Raw genomic sequence first — 2,926 nt, forward strand, 5'->3', positions numbered from 1 at the left:
TTTGCATCTGACGGAATTCAAGGATGTCTTGCACTATATCGGATTTATTCGCTAACGCCAAGAGCACATCCTCACCAGTTTTATACTGTCCGGTTTTGGTCTTTTTTGCTTTTGGGTCGAGCTGTAAGTGGTCGAATAAGACTTCTCCGAGCTGCTTTGGCGAGGCAATATTAAACACTACACCCGCTTTTTCGTAAATAGTTTTCTCGAGGCCCTGTACGGTGTCGAGAAGCGTCGACGAGAATAGCTTTAATGTTTCAACGTCGATTTTTACTCCGTTCTTTTCTATTTCTGCAAGTACGTAAATCAGTGGAAATTCTACTTTTTGAGCCAACTCAAGGGTTTGAGTCTCTTGAAGTAGAGGTTGAAATTTTTGATAGAGTTGCCACGTAATGTCTGCATCTTCCGCGGCGTACTCTTTTACTTTTTGTATTTCAATATCACGCATGTTTGCCTGATTTTTACCCTTTGGTCCGATCAGCTCGGTGATGGAAACAGGCGTGTAGCCAAGGTAAGTTTCAGCCAAAATATCCATGTTATGCCGGGTGTCGGGATCGATTAGATAGTGTGCGATCATGGTGTCAAACAGCGGTCCTTGTACTGCAATTTGGTAACGAGAAAGCAGGAGAATGTCGTATTTGATGTTCTGACCTACTTTTTCTATTTTGGGATCTTCTAAAACCGATTTAAATATGTTGAGGACATTTTGTGCAGCCATGCGATCTATCGGTGTAGGTACATAGTACGCGATGCCTTTTTGATAGCTGAAGGATATACCGACGACTTCAGCAGAAAGAGCGTCGATAGATGTTGTTTCGGTATCGAAAGCAAATATCTTTTGCTCAGAAAGTTCTGTGGCTAGGGCCAGCATTGCGGGTTCGTTATCGACCAGAGTATAAGTATGGATAGTGTTGTGAATGTTTAAGGTTGCCGCAACTGGTTCTGGTGTAGCCGCAGGAATTGTCTCTATGGCAGGTGACGAAAATAGGTCCATCTGTCCGGTAGTGGCTTTTGGAGCGCCATCTGCGATATTGAACTCTTCTCCGAAAACCCGTTTACCTAGTGTTCGAAATTCCAATTCCGAAAATAACGGCTCGAGCAGGTCTTTATTAGGGCTCTCCATTAGGAGCTCTTCTTCTTTGAATTCTATCGGTACATCTAGTTGTATGGTTGCCAGTCGTTTAGATATTTTCCCCTGTTCAGCGTAATTCTCTACATTTTCTTTGAGCTTGCCTTTAAGTTCGTGACTATGTTCAATAATTCCTTCGACGGACCCGTACTGTTGAATAAGCTTTTTTGCTGTTTTTTCGCCAATTCCTGGAATACCTGGGATATTGTCGACGGCATCGCCCCATAGTCCAAGAATGTCGATGACTTGAGTAACGTCGGTGATCTCCCATTTTTCTAGGATTTCGGATACACCCTGTATTTCAGCTCCATTTCCCATCCTTGCTGGTTTGTAGATCAATATATTTTCCGAGACGAGTTGCCCAAAATCCTTGTCGGGGGTCATGCAATATACTTGAAAACCGTTGGTTTCTGCTTTTTTTGCGAGGGTGCCGATAATATCATCCGCTTCATACCCGTCCATTGTAATAATAGGAATGTTGAAGCCGGTTATAAGTCGAAAAATGTAAGGAATTGCGTTGGCAAGATCTTCCGGCATTTTCTCACGATGTGCTTTGTAGGCTTCGAATTCTAGATGCCTATTTGTGGGAGCTTCCGTATCGAAGACTACAGCTAAATGTGTTGGCTGCTGATTTTTGAGGATCTCGAGTAAGGTGTTGGTAAAGCCCATAATCGCCCCGGTATTTAGCCCGTAGGACGTTAATCGAGGAACTTTGTTGAGTGCGAAGTAGGCTCTGTAAATCAGCGCCATGCCGTCTAGAAGGAAAAGTTTTTTCACCTATATATAGTTTTGATTCTCTTTCACAAAGGTAGGAAAATAAGCTTTTTTTGGCTTAGCGCGAAATGGAAAAATTAAAAAGCGTGATAAGAGCAGCGTGAACCGCTAAAATATTTGTAAATAGACACTCGAAGTCATCTTTATTTACGATTTTTGTGGAATGAGGGGATTGGTTACGAAATCTACTGGAAGTTGGTATACGGTGCAAGACGAAAACGGTCGGCACGTAGAATGTCGTATTAAAGGAAAATTCCGCACAAAAGGTATCCGTACGACAAACCCCATTGCAGTGGGCGACTGGGTAGATTTTCAAATGGAGCCCGATCAGGACTCAGCAATAATTATTGCCTTGGAACCTCGACGGAACTATATTATCCGAAAATCGATTAATTTGTCGAAGCAAACACAAATTATTGGGGCTAACCTCGATCAAGCGATGTTGATAGTTACACTAGCGTCACCACCTACCTCGCTTGGTTTCATTGATAGGTTTTTAGTTACCGCTGAGGCTTACGATATCCCTGCTATTTTAGTATTTAACAAGTTGGATCTTTTTTCCGAGGAAGGATTGGAGGTCTTGGCTGATTATATGGATTTGTACGAACGGATCGGTTATCCTTGTTACGCAGTATCTGCGCGACAGGGCGACGGAATGGAGGATATACGGTTGCTGTTACAAAACAAGACCACGCTTATCTCTGGGCATTCGGGAGTAGGAAAATCAACTTTTGTGAATGCGGTATCCCCTGAAGCGGAGCTACGTACCGGTGCAATTTCAGATTGGTCGGATAAGGGGAAACACACCACTACTTTCGCTGAGATGATTGATCTTTCTTTTGGAGGAAAAATCATTGATACTCCGGGTATCCGTGAGCTAGGGATCGTCGATATTGAAAAGGAGGAATTATCACATTTTTTTCCTGAAATGCGCGCACGCTTGAATGAATGTCGATTTCATAATTGTCGACATATCAATGAACCTGGTTGCGTGATTCTCCAGGCCCTAGAGCAGGGCGATAT

The 2,926-nt window shown here is 43.1% G+C and carries 2 protein-coding genes; one reads left to right on the forward strand and one right to left on the reverse strand.

What is annotated here, in order from left to right; translation table 11 throughout:
* Positions 1 to 1,906 (reverse strand): DNA polymerase (locus tag HP439_RS18500; RefSeq protein ID WP_172391808.1); only part of this gene is annotated, 1,906 nt, incomplete at its 3' end.
* Positions 1,907 to 2,066: 160 nt separating this feature from the next.
* Between HP439_RS18500 and rsgA the strand changes: the two genes are divergently transcribed.
* A partial coding sequence (gene rsgA, locus HP439_RS18505) for a ribosome small subunit-dependent GTPase A (RefSeq protein ID WP_172391809.1) occupies positions 2,067 to 2,926 on the forward strand: 860 nt, incomplete at its 3' end.

It is taken from the genome of Sphingobacterium shayense, assembly GCF_013179575.1.
GTDB classification, from domain to species: domain Bacteria; phylum Bacteroidota; class Bacteroidia; order Sphingobacteriales; family Sphingobacteriaceae; genus Sphingobacterium; species Sphingobacterium shayense.